The sequence below is a fragment of the Sutterella wadsworthensis 2_1_59BFAA genome (assembly GCF_000297775.1).
Taxonomy (GTDB): Bacteria; Pseudomonadota; Gammaproteobacteria; order Burkholderiales; family Burkholderiaceae_F; genus Sutterella; species Sutterella wadsworthensis_A.
The window spans coordinates 12,214-32,242 of the sequence record NZ_JH815514.1 but is presented as its reverse complement, the minus strand read 5'-3'; the positions used below and the strand labels follow the sequence as shown (position 1 = coordinate 32,242).

17 protein-coding genes are annotated in these 20,029 nt (G+C 64.0%); 4 read left to right on the top strand and 13 right to left on the bottom strand.

Annotation, left to right across the window (positions count from 1 at the left end; all coding sequences use genetic code 11):
* Positions 1-274 precede the first annotated feature (274 nt).
* The 3 genes from HMPREF9465_RS02260 to HMPREF9465_RS02250 all read left to right on the top strand — a co-directional run bounded on the left by HMPREF9465_RS02260 (position 275) and on the right by HMPREF9465_RS02250 (position 3,141).
* The gene (locus HMPREF9465_RS02260) at positions 275-1,267 is read left to right on the top strand and encodes an ABC transporter substrate-binding protein (RefSeq protein WP_005433698.1); all 993 of its coding nucleotides are present in this window, start codon (positions 275-277) and stop codon (positions 1,265-1,267) included.
* 170 nt (positions 1,268-1,437) lie between these two features.
* Complete coding sequence (locus tag HMPREF9465_RS02255; protein WP_005433696.1) at positions 1,438-2,322, top strand: ABC transporter permease; 885 nt, start codon at positions 1,438-1,440, stop codon at positions 2,320-2,322.
* A gap of 30 nt (positions 2,323-2,352) precedes the next feature.
* Complete coding sequence (locus HMPREF9465_RS02250; protein WP_005433694.1) at positions 2,353-3,141, top strand: ABC transporter ATP-binding protein; 789 nt, start codon at positions 2,353-2,355, stop codon at positions 3,139-3,141.
* Positions 3,142-3,224: 83 nt separating this feature from the next.
* On the opposite strand, the gene HMPREF9465_RS02245 is transcribed toward HMPREF9465_RS02250, so the two are convergent.
* The 5 genes from HMPREF9465_RS02245 to HMPREF9465_RS02225 form a co-directional block, all read right to left on the bottom strand.
* Positions 3,225-6,326, bottom strand: a complete 3,102-nt coding sequence (locus tag HMPREF9465_RS02245) for an efflux RND transporter permease subunit (RefSeq protein WP_005433692.1) — start codon at positions 6,324-6,326, stop codon at positions 3,225-3,227.
* Positions 6,327-6,337: 11 nt separating this feature from the next.
* On the bottom strand, positions 6,338-7,432 hold the full coding sequence (locus tag HMPREF9465_RS02240) for an efflux RND transporter periplasmic adaptor subunit (RefSeq protein WP_005433691.1): 1,095 nt from the start codon (positions 7,430-7,432) through the stop codon (positions 6,338-6,340).
* A gap of 94 nt (positions 7,433-7,526) precedes the next feature.
* Positions 7,527-9,332, bottom strand: coding sequence for an aminopeptidase P family protein (locus tag HMPREF9465_RS02235; protein WP_005433688.1), 1,806 nt, complete (start codon positions 9,330-9,332; stop codon positions 7,527-7,529).
* A gap of 53 nt (positions 9,333-9,385) precedes the next feature.
* Entirely contained in the window at positions 9,386-9,772 is a 387-nt protein-coding gene (locus HMPREF9465_RS02230; RefSeq protein WP_005433685.1) for a hypothetical protein, read from the bottom strand.
* 147 nt (positions 9,773-9,919) lie between these two features.
* Entirely contained in the window at positions 9,920-12,049 is a 2,130-nt protein-coding gene (locus tag HMPREF9465_RS02225) for a hypothetical protein (RefSeq protein ID WP_005433684.1), read from the bottom strand.
* Positions 12,050-12,422: 373 nt separating this feature from the next.
* Between HMPREF9465_RS02225 and HMPREF9465_RS02220 the strand changes: the two genes are divergently transcribed.
* Positions 12,423-12,761 (top strand): FKBP-type peptidyl-prolyl cis-trans isomerase, encoded by a 339-nt coding sequence (locus HMPREF9465_RS02220; RefSeq protein ID WP_005433682.1) that lies wholly within the window; start codon positions 12,423-12,425, stop codon positions 12,759-12,761.
* A gap of 82 nt (positions 12,762-12,843) precedes the next feature.
* Here HMPREF9465_RS02220 and HMPREF9465_RS02215 read toward each other — a convergent pair whose 3' ends face one another.
* The 8 genes from HMPREF9465_RS02215 to HMPREF9465_RS02180 all read right to left on the bottom strand — a co-directional run bounded on the left by HMPREF9465_RS02215 (position 12,844) and on the right by HMPREF9465_RS02180 (position 19,669).
* Entirely contained in the window at positions 12,844-13,476 is a 633-nt protein-coding gene (locus tag HMPREF9465_RS02215; RefSeq protein ID WP_005433680.1) for a Maf family protein, read from the bottom strand.
* 5 nt (positions 13,477-13,481) lie between these two features.
* Positions 13,482-13,949: a 23S rRNA (pseudouridine(1915)-N(3))-methyltransferase RlmH gene (gene rlmH, locus HMPREF9465_RS02210; RefSeq protein WP_005433678.1), complete on the bottom strand. Its 468-nt coding sequence runs from the start codon at positions 13,947-13,949 to the stop codon at positions 13,482-13,484.
* A gap of 3 nt (positions 13,950-13,952) precedes the next feature.
* Positions 13,953-14,357: a ribosome silencing factor gene (gene rsfS / locus HMPREF9465_RS02205; RefSeq protein WP_005433676.1), complete on the bottom strand. Its 405-nt coding sequence runs from the start codon at positions 14,355-14,357 to the stop codon at positions 13,953-13,955.
* 13 nt (positions 14,358-14,370) lie between these two features.
* Positions 14,371-15,063, bottom strand: coding sequence for a nicotinate (nicotinamide) nucleotide adenylyltransferase (nadD, locus tag HMPREF9465_RS02200; protein WP_005433675.1), 693 nt, complete (start codon positions 15,061-15,063; stop codon positions 14,371-14,373).
* An 8-nt stretch (positions 15,064-15,071) separates the two neighbouring features.
* Positions 15,072-15,725, bottom strand: coding sequence for a hypothetical protein (locus HMPREF9465_RS02195; protein WP_005433673.1), 654 nt, complete (start codon positions 15,723-15,725; stop codon positions 15,072-15,074).
* Positions 15,726-15,931: 206 nt separating this feature from the next.
* A complete protein-coding gene (purD, locus tag HMPREF9465_RS02190; protein WP_005433671.1) occupies positions 15,932-17,215 on the bottom strand; it encodes a phosphoribosylamine--glycine ligase in 1,284 nt (427 codons plus the stop codon).
* Positions 17,216-17,433: 218 nt separating this feature from the next.
* Positions 17,434-18,168, bottom strand: coding sequence for a YebC/PmpR family DNA-binding transcriptional regulator (locus HMPREF9465_RS02185; protein WP_005433669.1), 735 nt, complete (start codon positions 18,166-18,168; stop codon positions 17,434-17,436).
* A 223-nt stretch (positions 18,169-18,391) separates the two neighbouring features.
* Positions 18,392-19,669: an amidohydrolase gene (locus HMPREF9465_RS02180; RefSeq protein WP_005433667.1), complete on the bottom strand. Its 1,278-nt coding sequence runs from the start codon at positions 19,667-19,669 to the stop codon at positions 18,392-18,394.
* Between the last annotated feature and the right edge of the window lie 360 nt (positions 19,670-20,029).

Here is a 20,029-nt window from a genome sequence, read left to right as displayed (position 1 = left end):
CTTGGAGGGAGCCGACCAGACTTTTTCTTAAAAGTCAAGGCCGCGTTCCACGGACTTCCGAGATGAACCTTTTTTTATGCGACTTCGAAGCGTCGGGCAGGGTGGGAAAAAAGATTTGCGCATCTTTTGAGCGAGCTTCATGTGCCTAGGGGATTTGCTTTAAGTAAAAGGAATTAGAGGGCGGAAGACGGCAAATTTCGGTTCGTATAATCGAAATTAACATCCTCGGGCTACAAGCCCTGGCATTCGACTTTCATTACTCAGGGGTGACCCCATGCAGATTTCCAAGATTACGCGCCGCAGCGCCATCGCGCTTTCCGTCGCTGCCGCGCTGACACTCGCGGGCTGCGGCGACAAGGAGCCCGCCAAGTCCGAACTCGTGCCCGTGGGCATCGTCCAGCTCGTTGAACACTCCGCCCTCGACGCCTGCACCAAGGGTGTCAAGGACGCGCTTGCCGAACGCGGCTACAAGGACGGCGTCAACATCAAGATCGACTTCCAGAACGCCCAGGGCGACCAGTCGAATCTGCACAACATCGCCACCCGCTTCGTCTCCAACAAGGACAAGCTGATCTTCGCCGTCGCGACGCCCGCCGCCCAGGCCGTGGCCACGACCGCCAAGGGCACGCCGATCGTTGCGACCGCCATCACCGACTTCGTCGCTGCCAAGCTTGTCAAGTCCGACGAACAGCCCGGCGGCAACGTCACGGGCGTCTCCGACCTCGGTCCGATCGAGGCCCAGCTCGAACTTCTTCTCAAGCTCGTCCCCGACGCCAAGGCCGTCGGCACGATCTACAACTCCAGCGAAATCAACTCCAAGTACCAGGTCGACATCTTCAAGAAGGCCGCCGAAAAGCGCGGCGTGCAGGTGCTCGAGGCCACGGTCTCCAACGTCAACGACATCCAGCAGGCCGCTGCCAGCCTCAACGGCAAGGTGCAGGGCATGTGGCTGCCGACGGACAACGTGCTTGCCAGCGCCATTCCCGCCCTCGCCAAGGTCGCCAACCCCTCCAAGATCCCCGTCATTGCGGGTGAGCGCGGCATGACCGAAGCGGGCTGTCTCGGTTCGATCTCGGTCGACTACTACGAAATTGGCCGCATGACGGGCCAGATGGGCGCCGACATTCTCGACGGCAAGAAGAAGCCGGCCGAGATGCCCGTCCAGCACGTGGCCAACGGCACGCCGGTCTTCAACATGAAGACGGCAGCCGCGATCGGCATCACGATTCCGGACGAACTCAAGAAGGGCGCAGTGCTTTTTCAGTAGCCTCTGAAGGAGGCCGCGCCTAGAGCGGAGCTTGTCGGGGACGCCGGTACGGCGTCTGCGGAGCTCCGCATTTTTTTGAATAGGCCGGCAGGAACAGATTCCGCCGGCGCTCCTACTTAAAAAACAATCGGCAACCCGAACCGCCGAGCGTACCTAGAAAAGGAAATTTCATGCTTGATCTCATTCTCTCGACCGTCGGCCAGGGACTTCAGTGGTCCGTTCTCGCGCTCGGCGTCTTCCTGACCTTCCGAATTCTCGACATCGCCGACCTGTCGGTCGAAGGCTCGTTCCCATTGGGCGCGGCCGTGGCCGCCACCGCCATCACGGCGGGACTCGGTCTGCCCGCCGCCTTTGTTCTGGCGCTCGTCGCGGGTTCGCTCGCGGGCGGCGTCACCGGCCTGCTGACGACGAAGCTCCGCATTCCCGCGCTGCTCGCCGGCATTCTGACGATGATCGGCCTCTATTCCGTGAACCTGCACGTGATGGGCAAGTCCAACGTCGGTCTTCTGCAGAATGAGACGGTCTTCACGATTCTTGAAAACAGCCTCGGCCTTTCCGTCGCCATGAGCGGCCTCGTCGTCGGCCTCGTCTTCGCAGTCGCCATCGCTGTGGTGATCTACTGGTTCTTCGGCACGGAGCTCGGCACCGCCGTGCGCGCCACAGGCTTCAATCCGCAGATGGCCCGCGCCCAAGGCATCAACACCAACACGATGGTCGTTCTCGGCCTCGTCATCTCGAACGGCCTTGTCGCTCTCTCGGGCGCCACCGTCGCTCAGGCCAACGGCTTCGCCGACGTCGGCATGGGCGTGGGCACGATCGTGATCGGTCTTGCCTCCGTCATCATCGGCGAGGTGCTCTTCTCCCCTAAGACGTTCAAGACGAGCCTCGCCGCCGTGATTCTCGGCTCCATCATCTACCGACTCGTCATTGCATTCGTGCTTGAAATGGGCATGCCGCCCAACGACCTCAAGCTCTTTACCGCCGTGCTCGTCGCCATTGCGCTGGCACTCCCGCTCATCAAGGAAAAGATGGCCGGCCTGCGCGCCCGCGCCTGACTTGTGAACTGAACACGAAGGAAAGAAAAAATGCTCGAACTCAAAAACGTCACCAAGACTTTCTTCGCCGGCACGGCCAATGAAAAGAAGGCGCTGCGAGGCGTCTCGTTCACGCTCGAGGACGGTGACTTCTGCACCGTGATCGGTTCGAACGGCGCGGGCAAGTCCACGACGCTCAATGCCATCGCGGGCGCGTTCCCGATCGACTCCGGCTCCATTCTCATCGACGGCGTCGATGTCTCCAGAATGCCCGAGTACAAGCGCGCCGCCTTCATCGGCCGCGTCTTTCAGGATCCGATGCGCGGCACGGCCGCAGGCATGATGATTTCCGAAAACCTTGCCATCGCCGACCGCCGCGGCCGCAGCCAGACGCTGCGCTGGAGCGACCGTGCGGACAGGACGGCCTACTTCACGGAGCTCGTCAAGATGCTCGGCCTCGGCCTTGAGAACCGCATGACGGCCCATGTGGGCCTGCTCTCGGGCGGTCAGCGTCAGGCGCTCACGCTGCTGATGGCCACGCTCGTGCGTCCCAAGCTCCTGCTGCTTGACGAACATACGGCCGCACTCGACCCGAAGACCGCCGCCAAGGTGCTTGAACTTACCGAAAAGCTCGTGACCGAACAGCAGCTCACGACGCTCATGATCACGCACAACATGCGTGACGCTCTCCGCTACGGCAACCGCCTCATCATGATGCACGACGGCCGTCCGATCCTTGACGTCAGGGGCGAGGAGAAGGCGAAGCTCACTGCCGTGGACCTCCTGCAGTTCTTCGAGAAGGCCGGCGACGGCGTTTCCGACAAGATGCTGCTCGGCTGACGTTCAGTGGAACCGCTGCAGAACCGCAAAGAAAAATTGGCCGCCCCGTAAGGGGCAGCCAATTTGCGTGGAGCCTTTCCTGATCAGCGCTTCTTCGACGACTTCCTCGCGAACCAGGTGAAGAACACCGGCACGAAGATGGTCGAGATGAAGGTGGCGGCGAGCATTCCGCCGAAGACGCCCGTACCCATGGAGTGGCGGGCCCCCGCGCCTGCGCCCGTCGCGATGATGAGCGGCACGACGCCGAGCACGAATGCAAAGGACGTCATCAGAATCGGGCGGAAGCGAAGACCCGCGGCCTCAATGGCGGCGTCGAAGGGACCCATTCCCTCCTCCATCTTCTGGGCCGCGAACTCCACGATCAGAATGGCGTTCTTGGCCGTGAGGCCGATGAGCACGAGTAGACCGATCTGGAAGTAGATGTCGTTGGGCGTGCCGCGCAGCCAGATGGCGGTCATGGCGCCGAGGAAGGCGTACGGGACGGCCAGCACGACGGCGATCGGCAGCGACCAACGCTCGTAGAGGGCGGCGAGGATGAGGAACATCATCAGGATGCCGAAGCCGAAGGCCGTGGCGGACGAGGCGCCGATGCGCTTTTCGTGGTAGGCCTGACCGACCCATTCGATCGTGTAGCCTTCGGGAAGCACTTCACGGGCGGTTTCCTCGACGATCCTGATGGCGTCGCCCGACGAGACGCCTTGAGCGGCCGCGCCGCTGAACTGAGCGGCGAGGTAGCCGTTCATGCGGGCGAGGGCCGCCGCACCGGACGTGCGCTCGGTGCGCACGAGCGCCGAGATGGGCACCATTTCACCCGAGCTCGAGCGCACGTAGCCCGACCCGATGTCCTCGGGCGTCGAACGGAACTGCGGAGCGGCCTGAACCACCACGCGGTAGATCTTGCCGTTGCGGGTGAAATCGTTGACGTACTTGCTGCCCATCAGATGGGAGATCGTGTCGTAGATGTCGTCGACGTCCACGCCGAGCGCAATCGCCTTGGTCTGGTCAACGTAGAGCTTGAGCTGGGGCGTGTCGGCCGTCAGGTAGCTGCGCAGGCCCGTAAGCTCGGGGCGGTCCTGAAGGGCGTCGAGGAAGTTTTCGGCGACGTTCTGCAGCACGAGCGGATTGTCGTTGCCGTGCGAGAGGATATAGCCCGAGAAGCCGTTCGTGGAGCCAAGGCCCTTGATGGCCGCAGGCAGCGCAGCCACGCCCTTGATGTCGGGGTGGGAGGCGACGTACTTCTGGAGGTCCTTCTGGATCTCCTCGGCGGTCTCCTTGCGGTCGTCCCAGTGCTTGAGCTTCAGGATGAAGGTCGATGCGTTGCTGCGGACGTCGCCGCTCATCGTGTCGTAGCCCACCATCGTCACGACGCTCTGCACGGCGTCGTTCTTCTTGAGGTGCTCGAGGATTTCGGTCGAGACGGCCTCGGTGCGGGGGAAGGCCGCGCCTTCGGGGAGCTGGACCGAGATGCGCACGATGCCCTGGTCCTCGCGCGGAATGAAGGAGGTTGGCGTGTGCTCGAGCATCTGCCAGCAGCCGGCCGTCACGGCGACGAGCAGGCCTGCGGTGATCACGCGGTGGCGCAGCGCCGCCTTGACGAGCTTGAGGAACCTGAGCGTGAAGGACGCGAGTCCGCGGTCGAAGGCCTGGAAGAACCTGTTCTTGCGCTCTTCGGGCTTCCTTTCCTTGAGAAGGATCGCGCAGAGCGCCGGCGTGAGCGTCAGGGCGACGAAGCCCGAGAGCACGACGGACAGGGCGACCGTCACGGCAAACTGGCGGTAGAGCTCGCCTGCGATGCCGCCGAGGAAGGCGACGGGGATGAAGACGGAGGCGAGCACGAGCACGATGGCGACGAGTGCGCCCGAGACCTCCTTCATGGCCTTCTGGGCCGCCTCGTAGGGGCCGAGGCCCTCGGTGCGCATGAGACGCTCGACGTTCTCAAGCACGACGATGGCATCGTCGACCACGATGCCGATCGAGAGCGTCATCGCGAAGAGCGTCAGCGTGTTGAGCGAGAAGCCGAAGAGCCAGAGGCCCGCCATCGTGCCGATGAGCGACACGGGCACTGCGAGCATCGGGATGAGCGTGGCGCGCCAGTTCTGCAGGAAGACGAAGACGACGAGGAGCACGAGGATGCCTGCCTCGAACAGCGTGTGGTAGACCTCGTTGAGGGAGGCGCCCACGAAGATCGACGTGTCGTCGGTGATGATGTAGTCGATCTTGTTTTCGGGGAACTGGGCGGCGAGCTCGACGATGCGGGCCTTGACGGCCTCGGCGGCCGCCATGGCGTTGGCGCCCGTCTGCAGGTAGACGCCGACGTTGACGCCCTGCGTGCCGTTGATGTCGACGCGGAACTCGTAGGAGCGCTTGCCGATTTCGGTCGTGGCGATGTCCTTCATGCGCACGAGCTTGTCGGGACCGTCAGCCTTGACGATGATGTCGGCGAACTCCTCGGCGGTGAGGAGCTGACCGGGCGTCGTGATCGTGTAGTAGAGCTGCTGCTCGGACACTGTGGGCGCCGTGCCCACGCGGCCCGCGCTTCGCTGCGCGTTCTGGGCCTCGATGGCGTTTTCGACGTCCTTGATCGTGATGCCCATGAGGCCCATCTTTTCGGGATCGAGCCAGATGCGCATGGCGGACTGCGCGTTGCCGAAGACGCTCACGTCGCCGATGCCGGGCAGGCGCTTGAGTTCGTCGACGATGTTGAGGTTCGCGTAGTCGGCCAGATCGGTGGCGGCCATGCTGCCGTCGGGCGAGAAGAGCGCGACCATGAGGAGGTTTTCCTCGGAGCGCTTTCGCACGCTCACGCCCTGATTGCGCACGACGTCTGGCAGTCTGCGTTCGGCCGTGCGGACGCGGTTGTTGATTTCGAGCATGGCGTCGTTGGCGTCGGTGCCGACGTCAAAGACGCAGGAAATCGACATGTCGCCGTTGCTTCGGATGTTCGTCGTGTAGTAGAGCAGGCCTGTGATGCCCGAGAGCTGGTCCTCGATTGGAGCGGCCACGGTGCGGGCGAGCGTCTGGGCGTCGGCGCCGTCGTAGGTGGTCGAGATGCGCACCGTCGGAGGCGAGATGTCCGGATACTGGGAGAGCGGAAGAACGCGCAGCGCGATGAGGCCCGCGAGCACGATGATGATCGAGAGGACCGTCGCGAAGATCGGGCGGCGGATGCAGAACTGGCTGAGCATGGCGCAGGATCCTACTTGGCCGTCTTGGAAGCTTCGGCGGGCTGCACGGCGGAGCCGTCACGAAGCTTGAGAAGCTGGTTGGTGATCACGCGGTCGCCCGTGGCGAGGCCCGAGGTGGCGATCCAGTCGGGACCGTCCCAGCGGTCGAGCTTGACGGGCCGGAGCCTGGCTTTGCCGTCCTGGTACACGAAGACCGTGTAAGTGCCGTCGGGTTCTTGGCGCACGGCCTTCTGCGGGATGCGCACGGCGTTTTCTCGTACGCCGATCTGAAGGTCCACGTGCACGAAGTCGCCGGGAAGAAGTCCGGAGCCTTCATCGAGCCTAACGCGCATGAGGCGCGTGCTCGTCTTCGGGTTGACGGACTGGGCGACGTAGTCGAGTTTGCCCGAGAGCGTGCGGCCGCGCTCGTCGCGGAGTTTGACCGCATTGTCGGTCGTCACGTCGGCGCCGTCGAGCGCACGTGCGGACGGCGCGAAGACGACCCTGACGTCGTCGTGCTGGGTGATCGTGGCAAGCACGGAGCTTGCCGAGGAGATGAGCGAGCCTTCATTGAACTGCGTGTCGCTCACGAGACCGGAGGCGGGAGCCCTCACGGTCGTCCATTCGAGGCTGATGGCCGCGTCCCTTTCGGAGGCGGTCGCCGCGTTGTAGGCTGAGGAGGCGACGAGGTGCGCGCGGTTGGCCTCGTCGAGGTCCTGACGGCTCTTGGCGCCCTTTTCAAAAAGCGCACGGGTGCGTTCGTAGCTGGTTTTAGCTTCTGCAAGCGTGGCCTTCGCGCTGCGCGTGTTCGCCGCGGCCGACTTCAGCCTGGCTTCGAAGGGCGCGGGATCGATCTGGTAGAGCACGTCGCCCGCCTTCACTTCGGCGCCTTCCGTGAAGGCGACCTTCTTGAGGATGCCGCTCACCTGGGACTTGACCTCGACTTCGCGGCCGCCCTCGGCCTGGCCGAGCAGCGTGATCCAGCGGGGCTGGTCTGCCGCTTCAACGGTCAGGGTTTCAACAGAAAGGGGCGCGCGGACGGTCTTTGGGGCCGTCGTCTTTTCGCAGCCGGCGAGAAGCGTGAGCGCCAGAAGGCCGGCGCAGACAAGACTGAATGTATGTCGCATGTCGTTGAGGGTGGATTGTTCCTTGCTTGCGTTTCAGTATGGCCGCGAAGCCGAAGAGAGGCAAATGTCTTCGGCTAACCCGGGTTAAGCAGTGTTACACAATGTTTCTGGAACGGAAGGCGGGGACCGTGCGGGCCTTGAGCCATGCCTGTGCGCGAGTAGAAAGCGCCTCGTTTTGAAGGGCGGTCAGGACTTTCCCATGGTAATCGTCGAGCCAGGCCACTTCGTCGGGCGTGAGGAGCGAAACATCGACGGTTCTGAGGTCGATCGGGCAGAGCGTTGCGACGTCGAACGCGAGGAATTCGCCGAACTCCGTGGACGCAGCCCTGCGGGCGACGATCAGGTTTTCGATGCGCACGCCCCTGTGGCCGGGACGGTAGAGGCCGGGTTCATCGGAGACGAGGATGCCTGCCTGGAGACCGAGCTCGCCCGTCTTCGTTGCACGCGGGGAGATGTGGAAGGGACCTTCGTGGACGTTGAGGCGGCAGCCCACGCCGTGGCCCGTGCCGTGTCCGAAGTCGAGGCCCTTGGCCCAGAGGGGCGCGCGTGCGATGGCGTCGAGCTGCGAGCCCGAGACGCCTGCGGGAACGACGGCGCGTGCAAGCGCGATGTGGGCCTTGAGCACGAGCGTGACGTCGCGCTTCATGTCGTCGTCGATGCGGCCGACGGCCGTCATGCGGGTGATGTCGGTCGTGCCCGCCTCGTACTGCCCGCCCGAGTCGATGAGAAGAAGCCCGTCCGTGAGGACTGCGGCCGTTTCGCGCTTCGGCGCATAGTGTGGAAGCGCGGCGTTGCGGCCGAAGGCGGAGATCGTGCCGAAGCTCAGGCCCCTGTTGTCGGGGCGTGCGGCGCGTTCTGAGTCGAGCATGTTCGCGACGTCGGATTCGGTGAGCACGGCGCCTTCGGCGAGTCGCTCGTCAAGCAGCGCGTAGAATTCGCATAGCGCGACGCCGTCGGAGACCATGGCGCGGCGGATGCCCTCGAGCTCCTCCTCGGACTTGCGGCTCTTCATGAGCGTGACGGGCGAGAGCGCCTCGACGGGGACGCGCTCGAGGAGTCCGAAGATCGAGGCGGGAAGGCGGTCGGGGTCGGCCATGAAGACGAGGTCCCTCGAGAGCGCGGAGATGTCCCCTGCGAGCGATTCGGGTGCTCGAACTTCGATGCCCTGTGCGGCCAGAGCGCCAAGGAGTTCGGGCGTGAATCTGGAGGCTTCCGTATAGAGAAGGGCCTCGCTGTCGGTCACGATCATGCTCGCGAGGAAGACGGGATTGAATTTGATGTCGGCCGCACGGCAGCCCGTGAGCCAGGCGATGTCGTCGAGCGAGTGCAGGCACAGGGCTTCGCTAGCGCGGTCGCGAAGCACTTCGCGGACTCGGGCGAGCCTGTCTGCAACGGTTGAGGAATCCTGCGTCATCGGGGTGACGGCGGTCTGCGGACGGGCGGGACGGCCTTGGGTCCAGACGTCGTCAAAGAGATCGGGGACGAGCGCGAGCTCAAGTCCGCAGTCGGCGAGTGATGTGCGGATGCGGCGCACATCCGATTCGCTCCAGAGTTCGGGGGCGAGGCCGACGCGGCCGCGGGTGAGATGCTGCGAAAGCCAGGCCTCCTGCGAGGGGGCGTCGGGCGCACCGAGCCTCACGACTTCGAAGGGCGCTCCGTCGAGCTCGCCTTCGGCCTGCTCCCAGTAGCGGCTGTCGACGAGAAGCGCGGCAGCGCCCTGCGTCACGCACAGGCGGGCGGTGCTGCCCGTGAAGCCCGTGAGCCAGGCAACGGACTGCCAGTGTTCGGGAACGTATTCCGAGAGATGCGGATCGACGATGCGGCCGATCCAGGCGTCAAGCCCCCGGTCCTTCATGGTCTGTCGAAATTTGCCGAGCCGTTCGGCGCTCGATTGGTTCATGACGATGCCTCAGATGAAGAAAGTCCCGAAGAGCCTGCGCAGGGCGGGGCGCATCAGAAGAGCTTGCGGACCTGAACGGTGACGGGGAAGCCCACGTGGGAGTCGCTTTCAAGGTCCTCGCCGATGTCGAGCCTCAGAATGCGCCATCCGGCGTCGCGCAGCTCGTCGAGCGTGGCGGAGACGCCGAGGTCGGGGCAGGCGAAGGGCACTTCGCCCACGCGCTGGAGCACCGTAACGGGTGCTTCGGACGTGCACGTCATCAGGGAGCGGTTCGGAGCGTCGAGGAGCGGGTCGTGCAGGTTGCCGTCGGCGTCGCGCTTCATGCGCTGGGCGGGGCCGCTGATCGTGTCGCCCGTGTAGTAGGCGGTGGAGCAGGCGGAAAGCAGGAGCATGGCGGCGGTGGCGGCGAGAAGACTGCGGACGGGAAGCGAAGCGGACATTTTCTGGCTGCCGGCCCTCGTGTGAGGAGGCCGGACGAACTCGATCGGGTAGGTAAAACAGATCTATTTTAGAGAAAAAGCGCCGGATGTCCGTAAAAACATCCGGCGCTTCTGTAAACACTTGTCGGCGTGCGGGGCGCTCGTGGATCAGCCCTCGCGCTTCTTGCGGTAGTTCCTGCGGCTTCGGTTGAAGCCGCCCTTCACGTTGCCGTTCACATTGCCGTTGACGTAGCCGCCGCGGCGGTTTTCGTCGGGCATGATCTGAGGCAGGCTGAGGGCCTGGGAGGACGGATGGTAGGGATCCGTCGGCTCCCAGTGGATCTGCTGGTCGCTGGGCAGCCCGCGGAGATTCTGGCGCTTGGGCTGGTAGTGGATCGAATTGCCGAAGTTGTCGTCGTCCCAGTCCTGCTGGCGGGGCTTTGCCTCGGCGTCCTGCCTTGCGGGCTTCTTCCTGTCGCGCTTCTTCTCGAAAGGCTTCTTCTCGTAGGGCTTCTTTTCGAAGGTCTTCTTTTCCTGAGGCTTCCTGTCGCCTGCGGCCGCCTGTTCGGAGTCTGCGTTCTGAACGGGCTTTTCCTGCGTTCGGGAGGCTTCGCCCTCACCGTTCTGGAACTTGCGCGACTTGCGGCGGAAGTTCTTGAAATGGTCCTTGCGGGACTTGTCCTGGGCTCCGGCTTCGGCGGCGGGGACGGCCTGCGCCTCGACGGGTGCGGAGGAAGTTTCGGCGGCGTCTTCCTGACGCTGCTTGAAGGGACGGTTCTTGCCGAAGCGGCGCTCCGTGAAGGACTTGCGCGGCTTGCGGGTCTGAGCCTGCTCGGAGGCGGCGCCCTCGGCGGGAGCGGCCTGAGGCTGCATAACGGCATCGGCTTCGGGGGCTGCGGCCTCGACGGGGAGGGCTTCGTCCCTGTGGGGCTTGGCGGCCTTGCGAGGCTTCTTGCCGAAGGTCTTGCCCTGCTCATCCTTTCTGAAGTCCTTGCGGTCCTTTCGGAAACCATCCTTCCTGTCCTTGCGCTGGCCGTTCTTCGACTTGCGGCGCTCCCAGCGGCTGCGGCCTTCGCCGCGGTCGTCCTGCTCGCCCCTGTCGCCCTCGGTGGACTCGGCCGTGCGGCCGTATTTCGTGCGGATCGTGAGCTTTTCGCGGCGCAGAAGCTGGCCGATAACGGTGCGGGGCTCGGGAAGGTTGTACGGATTTTCAAGCGTCAGGCGCTTTTCGGCGGCGACGAGGAGCTTTTCAAAGAGCGGAAGCGTTTCGGGCGTGACGATCGTCACGAGCTCGCCCGTGCCGTCGGCCGTCAGGGCCAAATGCTCGAGATAGGGTTCGGGACCACCTGAGAGGTCGGTGAGGATCACGCGGGAGGCGCGATTGTGCTCGAGTTCGCCGATGACCGAGTGCGGCATGACGAGGTGCTCGACGCGGCCTGCGATGAACTTGAGGACGAGCGTCTCTCGGGCCGAGGCGGACTGGGTTGCGGTGGCGCGCTTGGCGGCGATGCCCGCCTCTTTGAGAAGGCCCGTGACGCGGGTGCTTTCGGTAGGGGTCGAGACCAGGAAGAGTACGGGCGTCTTTTCAGCCTCGCGGGCGAGTGTCTCGCTCATCTTCTCTTCGGGTACGAGTACCACGCGTTCCTTGGGGGCGGTTTCACGCGCCGCCTCGTCGGGCGCCCTGCAGTAGGCGGGGGCGTGCAGCATGGCGTTGTAGGGGTCCTCGGTTGTCTCAACGACGACGGGGCCCGTCACGATCAGCTGGAGGGCGGCGGGAAAGCGCTCGACGAGCGAAGCGATGAGGTCCGTGTCGCCCATGACGTCGTGCCATTCGGCGCCGTCGACGAGGATCGTGCGGAAGGCTTCGGGGGCTACGAAACCCTTGTCGAAGACCTTTTTCAGCACCTTGGGATTCGTGACGACGAGGTCGGGTGCGGTGGCAAAGATGGCGGCGAGGCCTGCGCCGTCACGCACGCCCGTCGTGGCGGCGATCCTGAGGCCGGTGCCCTCGGACATGCGGGAGGCCAGCGTGAAGGCGGTCTCCTCGGCTTCGCGCGAGGCGGCGAGAATCAGGGCGGCGCTCTTGTCGCGGCGGTCCTGAAGCTTCTGCAGCAGGGCCGTTACCGCGGTCTTGAGGCGGGACGTGCAGGGCGTGCCGGAGAGGCGCGTGTCGCGTTCGTTCAGGACTTCGTTGAGGGTGCTGGAGAGAAACGGATTGGAGGTCGCCCAGCTCTTGAAGGCTTCGGGCAGCCAGGACAGCACGCGCTCGAAATTCGAGATTTTTTCGTCTTTTGTCATCGTTCTTGAGCAATGCACGCCGACACGGAATGCGCGGAAAAGAAGAGGGCGCCCCTTCGCGTCGGTTGGGTGTATGCGGAATCGAAATCGGATGTGCCCGCCAAAACGCTGTGGCGTGCGGGAGCAGCCTGTCAGGAATAGTGTCTGCGGGCGCGCGGGTGTGCGCCGCGGTCCGTTCCGCGTGCCCTCTGATGCGAAGGGAGGCGGATCTGCGGGATGGCAGGCTGAAGGTCATCGCGTCCGACGGTGAAGGCTTGTCGGACGGCGCATTCATTGTACACGGCGGAAACGTCGAATGCATCCCTGTTGCCAGAGCAACGGCTTGACGCTGTAAGATTGTGTCATCAGCAACCTACACACGAGGGCTACACCCATGCAGGAAGAATTGAAAGATCTCAAGATCGAGGAACTCGCCGAAGGCACCGGCCGTCAGGCGATGAAGGGCGATACGATCGCCGCACACTACACGGGCTGGCTCGAGGACGGCACGAAGTTCGACTCCAGTCTTGATCGCGGCGAGCCGCTCGAGTTCGTCTGCGGCGTCGGCATGGTCATCAAGGGCTGGGACATGGGCGTCGTCGGCATGCGCGAAGGCCAGAAGCGCCGCCTTACGATCCCCGCTCATCTCGGCTACGGCGCCTACGGCGTCCCGGGCTGCATTCCGCCCAACGCTACGCTCATCTTCGAAGTCGAGCTCGTGAAGGTCTACTAAGACCGGATTGAGGCCGCTTCGGCAGTCATGAAAAAAGCCCGCGTCAGCGGGCTTTTTTCATGACTGTTTGCAACAGGTCGACTTATTGAGCATTGAACACGGGAAGGCCCGCATTGGCGAGGAGCTCGGCCGTCTCGTAAACGGGGAGTCCCATGATGCCGGTGTAGCTGCCCGAAATGTTCGAGATGAAGATGCTCGCAAGGCCCTGGATGCCGTAGCCGCCCGCCTTGTCGTAGGGCTCGCCGCTGTTGGCGTAGGCCTCGATTTCGTCGTGCGTGAGCTCGCGGAAGCTCACCGTGGAGTGCGAAATGCGCCAGTCGCAGGCCGTTTCGGAGAGGCCGACGTAGACGGCGGTGCGCACGTCGTGGGTGCGGCCGGAGAGCTTTTCGAGAAAGAGGCAGGCCTCGTCGAAGTCGCGGGGTTTGCCGAGGATCTCGTTGCCGAGGCTCACGACGGTGTCGGCGGCGACGATGGGCAGGCGCACGCCCGCGAACTCGCCCGCGTTCTTGACGCCGAGGCCCTCAAGGAACTTGTTGCGCGCGGTGCGCAGCACGTAGGCCTTGGGCGCCTCGTCGGGCAGGACGACTTCGTCGCCCTCGAAGGCCATGAGCGTATGGGCGTTGCTCGCGATGACGCGAACGTCGTAGCCGAGGCGTGTGAGCAGGTCGCGGCGGCGCGGGCTCTTGCTCGCAAGGAAAATCGTTTTGCTGGACATCGGTGTCAGGCTCGATGGTAGGGATGGCCTGCGAGGATCGACCATGCGCGGTAGATCTGCTCGGAGAGCATGACGCGCGCAAAGGCGTGCGGCAGGGTCATCGACGAAAGCCGGATCGTCAGGTTGGCCCTGGCCTTCACCTCGGGGGCGAGGCCGTCGGGGCCGCCGATCACGAAGACGGGCGTTTCGCCGTCGGCGCGCCAGTGCGAGAAGTGTCTGGCGAGGTCCATCGTCGTGAGATCCTTGCCGTGCTCGTCAAGCACGACGACGAAGTCGTCGGGTTCGATGGCGGCGAGGATGCGCTCGGCTTCAGCCGCCATGAGGCGCGCGGGCGTCTGGCCTGCGCGCGGCTCGGTGCGGATTTCCCTGAGCTCGACCCTGAAGTCGCGCGGAAAGCGCGACAGATAGTCGGAGACGGCCGACTGCGCCCACTCGGTGATGCGCTGGCCGACGGCCACGATGCGGATCTGCATGACTTATTCGAAGTCTTCGGGCATGTGGCCCGGACGATGCGGCATCAGGCGGGAGGCGCACTCTTCGTTGGCCTTCAGGAAGACTTCCTTGCCGCCCCAGATCTCTTCGAGGTTGTAGTAGTCGCGGACGTTGGGCTGCAGGCAGTGGCAGACGACGGGGCCGAGGTCGACGAGGACCCATTCGCCCGTTTCCTGGCCTTCCATGCCGAGAACGTCGCCGCCGGCCTGCTTGACTTCGTGCGAGACGGAGTAGGCGAGGGCGCGGGTCTGGCGGTTGGAGGTGCCCGAAGCGATGACGACGCGTTCGAACTGGTCGGTGAGGCCTTCGGTGTTGAAGACCTTGATGTCCTTGGCCTTGACGTCTTCAAGGGCGTTGACGACGAGCTGGGTGAGTTCTTCGATGTTCATGTTTCACTTGAGGTTAATGGCGCGCGGGCTGATAGAGTCCGTGCGTCCGGATGTAGGAGGCAACGCCGGGGTCGAGCCAGCCGTCGAGCGACGACATGGCGCGGGCAAAGGGTTCTCTGGCAAGCGTGCGGCGGATGGCGGTGGCGCTAGCGCGGTGAGGCGCCATTTCGAAGCGGGCGATCCTGCCCGAAGGCGAGAAGACGAGCTTTCGCGCCTCGGTCATGCGGGGCGCGGCCCAGAGGGCCTGGCTTTCGGGAATTTCGGATTCGCGCACGCCGTCCCTGGCGCAGTACGCGATGTGCACGAAGTCGGTGAGCGACTGCCACTCCCTCCAGGTGGAGAGGTTGAACCACTGGTCGCTGCCGAGGATGAGGACCAGCGGCATGTCGGGCCCGACCTCCTCGCGAAGCCGGCTGACCGTGTCGATGGTGTAGGTTGCACCGCTTCGGCAGAGTTCCGACGTGTTGATGCGGCATTGAGGCTCGTATTCTACTGCAATGCGAAGCATGTTCAAGCGGTGAATGCCGGGCGAGATTCGGCTTTTCTGCCAAGGCTCGCCTGCGGGCATGAGCTCGACGCGCACGAGCGGAACGGCGTCGAGCGCCGCTCTGGCCAGACAGAGGTGCCCCGCGTGCACGGGATCGAACGTGCCGCCGAGAATGCCCAGGCCGCGGCGCGCGGAATATAGCGCAAGACTGTCGGTCATAGGGTGGCTCAGAGGTTGGTCACCTGGGAGGAGAACGTCTTGTCGACGAGGCCGTCGTCGTCATAGTGAACGGCCAGCCAGTTGAGCTCGAGCTCCTGCAGTCCTCGCTTGTTGCGAAGGAAGCGCTGGCTGAACCAGTAGTGCCAGCCCGCTTCGTCCTTGTAGGAGGCGCGGCCGAGAAGCTCGTTAACGAGTGCGGACTCCATGCCAAGACCAATGCGGCCGATCTGGACGGGAAGGTGCTCGGCGTCGAGCCTGCGGCAGATTTCGGGGACCGTGCGCTCACCCGCCCACTCGAGCTGCGCTTCGGTCACGAAGTCGCTGTCGGTGGCGATGAACCAGACGATCATGGGCTTGCCGTGGGTGGTGCCCGTGAGGCAGAGCGTGTCGCGGCGGAAGACGCCGTCGCCCTCCGAAAGGCGGGTTGCGCCCGTCATGGCGGCAAGATCCTCGAGCCTGGTGCTTTCGAGCACGATGCGGGGCTTGCCGATGCGGGCGTCGCGGCCGAGCGGCGTCGTCAGAGTGGCCGGCGCGTCAAGCAGGCCCGTCGGGTAGGCGAACGGGCCGGTGATTTTCTCGGCATGCGCGCCGCCCGCGAGAGCGAGCGGAAGCAGGGCGCCTGCCAGGAGGGCCGGGAGCTTTGAAAGAAAGGCAGGATGCATCTGTGTGGCTGGGTCGAACGGTGTTGGTCGGATGCGGGGCTTTGCCCTGAAGGCACCCCCGCCGTGGTTTCAGTATAGCCCGCCTGTCCCGTTCGGACATCCCCTGCGGGAGAGCGAATCAAGAAAGCTGCATGTCGCGGGCATGAAAAAGGCCGCCACCCTGCGCAGAGGGAGGCGGCCCTGTGGGACCGTTCGGATCCGGGCTATCAGCGGTTCAGGGCGCGGTAGCCGATGTCGGAACGCATCTGCATGCCGTCGAACTTCACCTGACGCGCGGCGGCGTAGGCGGACTTCTGGGCGGCGGCGATGGATTCGCCGAGGCCGACGACGCAGAGGACGCGGCCGCCGGAGACGACCGTCAGGCCTTCTTCGTTGAGGGCCGTGCCGGCGTGGAAGACCATCTGTTCGGCGGTGTTTTCAGGCAGCTCTTCGATGACGGCGCCCTTTTCGGGGTGAGCCGGGTAGCCGCGGGCGGCGCAGACGACGCCGAGTGCGGTGCGGCGATCCCATTCGACTTCAACGCTGTCGAGCTTGCCGTCGATGCCGGCTTCGATGATTTCGGAGAAGTCGCTCTTGACGCGCATCATGATCGGCTGCGTTTCCGGGTCGCCGAAGCGGCAGTTGAACTCGAGCGTGCGGACGATGGGCTTGCCGTCGGCGCCGTGCGAGATCATGAGGCCGGCGTAGAGGAAGCCGGTGTAGCGGATGCCGTCGGCGGCCATGCCCTGAACGGTCGGGCGGATGATTTCGCGCATGACCTGGGCGTGAATGTCCGGCGTGACGACGGGAGCCGGGGAGTAGGCGCCCATGCCGCCCGTGTTGGGACCCTGGTCGGCGTCAAGAAGACGCTTGTGGTCCTGGGAGGTGGCCATAGGAAGAATGTTTTCGCCGTCGACCATCACGATGAAGGAGGCTTCCTCGCCGTCGAGGAAGTCCTCGATCACGACGCGGGCGCCGGCGTTGCCGAAGGTGTGGCCTTCGAGCATCATGTCGATCGCGTCATGGGCTTCCTGTTCGGACATGGCGACGACGACGCCCTTGCCGGCGGCAAGGCCGTCGGCCTTGACGACGATCGGAGCGCCCTTGCGGCGGACGTAGGCGTGGGCGGCTTCGGGATCCGTGAAGGATTCGTAGTCGGCCGTCGGAATATTGTGACGCTTCATGAAGGCCTTGGCGAAGTCCTTGGAGCTTTCGAGCTGCGCGGCGGCCTTCGTCGGGCCGAAGATGCGCAGGCCGGCGGCGCGGAACTTGTCGACGATGCCGGCGGCGAGCGGGGCTTCGGGACCCACGACCGTGAAGGCGATGTTGTTGCTCTTGACGAATTCGATCAGCTGGTCGATGTCGGTGATCGGAAGGTTTTCAAGACGGGGCGTCAGGGCCGTGCCGGCATTGCCGGGAGCCACGAAAACTTTGGTCACGCGATCGCTTTGAGCGAGGCGCCAGGCGAGAGCGTGTTCACGACCGCCGTTGCCAACAACGAGAAGGTTCATTTTGATGGTCTCTTAGAAACGGACCGGCGCGGGGCGCCGGAGTTGTGGGAGAGAGCTCCCAGGAAGGTGAAATTCTGTCGTGCTCCGTCGATGCCGGAGCTCCCGGTGGGAACGCCCTATTGTACCGCCCGAGGCGTCCGGCTGTCCCCTTGACGCGCCAGGTAAAAGCAAAGCCCGCTCAAGTGACTGAACGGGCTTCGGCATCGGACGCAGTCCGATTATTCTTCGTCGTCGAAGTCGGCGGACGTGTAGACCTGCTGGACGTCGTCGAGATCCTCAAGGGCGTCGATCAGCTTCTGCATCTTTTCGGCATCTTCGCCGGTGAGCTTGACTTCGTTGAGGGCCTTGTACGTGATTTCGGAGACGACGGGCTCGATGCCGGCGGCTTCGAAGGCCTTGGAAACGGCGTCGAAGGCGGCCGGTTCGCACGTGACTTCGATGGAGCCGTCTTCGTCGGAGACGACGTCGTCGGCGCCGGCTTCAAGGGCGATCTCCATCACGGCGTCTTCGGTCGTGACGCCGGGGGCGAAGACGAACTCGCCGATGTGCTTGAACATGAAGGAGACGGAGCCTTCCGTGCCGAGGTTGCCGCCGTGCTTCGTGAGCGCGTGGCGGACGTCGGCGACCGTGCGGACGCGGTTGTCGGTCGTGCAGTCGATGATGAGCGCAGCGCCGCCGATGCCGTAGCCTTCGTAGCGGATTTCTTCGTAGGAGACGCCTTCGAGTTGGCCGGTGCCCTTGAGAATGGCGTTGGAGATGGTGTCCTTGGGCACGTTGCCGCCGCGGGCCTTGATCAGGGCGAGGCGGAGACGGGAGTTGGACTCCGGATCGCCGCCGCCCATGCGGGCGGCCACGATGATTTCACGAACCAGCTTCGTCCAGAGGTTGGAGCGCTTGGCGTCCTGACGGCCCTTGCGATGCTGGATGTTGGCCCACTTGGAATGACCTGCCATGATGATCCTTTCGATATGCAGTAAACGGCCGGGCAACCCGTGCCTCTCGGGCATTCATGGTGCGTTGCCGCGCGCCTGTGTTCTTTGGGAATGAGGGTCCTGCTGCCGGCGAACTCTGTGCTGTGCGCATGGGCCGGAGCGGATAAGGTCGAGTATTTTAAAACAAAAAAGACCGGCCCGCGACAGGCGGACCGGCCTTTCGGTCAGATGACCTGCTGATGAATTACTTCAGGATCAGCTTGATGGCGTTCGCCCAGACGGCGAGACCCTTGTCGAGCGCCTTTTCGTCGATGTCGAACTTGGCCGTGTGGTGGCCGGACGGACGATCGGCGCCGAGCACGAAGAACGCAGCCTTGCCGCCGTGCGCCTGAACGCGACGGGCGAGGATGGTGGCGTCTTCAGAGCCGCCGAAGTTCATCGGATCCTGACGGGCGGTCATGCCTTCGACGTTGCCGACGGCTTCCGTGAGAACCTTGACGAGTTCGGGGTCGTTGGTGAGGTCGACGGCCTCGCCCATCTTCTCGATGGTGTACTCGCAGTTCTGGCTCAGAGCGCAACCCTTGATGATGTTGACGGCGGAATCGTACATGTACTGGTTGATTTCGCCGGTTTCACCGCGGACTTCCATCTTCATGACGGCGTGCGACGGGATCACGTTGCGGCCTTCGCCGGCAACGAGCTGGCCCACGTTGATGCGGGTCATGCCGCTGCCGTGGCGGGCGATGCCGAGCAACTGCACGAAGGCGTTGCAGGCGGCGGCCATGGCGTTGTGGCCAGCGTTGGGTTCGACGCCGGCGTGAGCCGGACGGCCCGTGTAGGTGACGTCGAGCTTCGTCGTGCAGAGGAAGCCGTAGGGGTTGACGGAGACTTCGCCGGACTTGCACATCATGGCGATGTGGGCGCCGAGGAAGTAGTCGGCGTCGTCAAGGATGCCGGAGGCGGCCATGCCGGCGGCGCCGCGGACGCCTTCCTCAGCCGGCTGGAAGAGGATCTTGATCTTGCCGTTCATCTGGTCGACGTTGTCGGCGAACCAGTGGGCGACGGCCAGGCCGGTGGAGGTGTGGGCGTCGTGGCCGCAGGCGTGCATCAGGCCCGGACGCTTGGAGATGAAGCCTTCGCGAGCGGGGATGTGGCAGTCTTCGGTGGATTCCGTGACGGGGACGCAGTCGATGTCGAAGCGGATGGCGAGCGTGGGGCCGGGACGACCCGTGTCCATCACGCCGACGCAGCCCGTGAGGCCGTCCATTTCGGCGAGGAGCTCTTCGCTCACGCCGTTCTCGCGGGCGAGCTTGAGGCCGGCTTCAACAACCTTGAGGTTGCGGCCGAGGCAGTTGTCGGGATTGATGACTTTCTTGCCGAGCAGCACTTCGTAGCCGTATTCACGCAGCTTGCCGACGATGAAGGCGGTCGTGGTGAATTCGCTCCAGCCTTCCTCCGGCATCGTGTGAAGATGGCGGCGGATTTCGATCAGCTGGTCATGGTAGGCGCAGGTGCAGGTCATTGGACTTCTCCTCAATTTCCATAAAGTGCGTCCTCTATCACTTTCGGGGTATTGAAGGCGAAAGCGAATCGAGGGCAAAGGTCGATAAGAGAATTATGTGCCTCTTGGTGGAAATCCGCATCAGGATAAACCGTAAGGCGGACTGCCTAGGGATCGTTCGTTTTTTTTGCCTACTCGCGCACGCCTCAAGCCTAAAAGCAACATGAGAAACGTGAAGCCTCCCCGCTCCTTTATCTCGTGTCAAAGAAATGGTGCTTTCCTTCTCTCTCTTAGGGGGTAGGCTGTAATCCCTTGGTAGTATTTCCAACATGGGCCGACTGCATGCGCCGGAAAGAGTGCACGTAAAAGACAACCTGAAGC